Origin of the sequence: Microcoleus sp. B6-A1 (assembly GCF_036705085.1) — a bacterium.
Classification (GTDB): domain Bacteria; phylum Cyanobacteriota; class Cyanobacteriia; order Cyanobacteriales; family Microcoleaceae; genus Microcoleus.
On sequence record NZ_JAUBTU010000109.1, the window covers coordinates 21,829 to 22,050 of the forward strand.

Genomic DNA, 222 nt, shown 5'->3' on the forward strand with positions numbered 1-222 from the left:
TCCCACACCGACTCCCACAACACCAACTCCCACACCGACTCCCACACCGACTCCCACAACACCAACTCCCACACCGACTCCCACAACACCAACTCCCACACCGACTCCCACAACACCAACTGACAACCAACCGCCAGTTGCCAAGAATGCCAACTCCAGCCTCGCGCCCAACAGCAGCCAGTTAGTGACAGGATTGGGAGGAAGCGACCCCGACGGGTCGAT

The 222-nt window shown here is 59.9% G+C and carries 1 protein-coding gene; it reads left to right on the forward strand.

Translation table 11 applies throughout. The features are described from left to right. A partial coding sequence (locus QUB11_RS27345; protein ID WP_333392114.1) for a hypothetical protein occupies positions 1-222 on the forward strand: 222 nt, incomplete at both ends.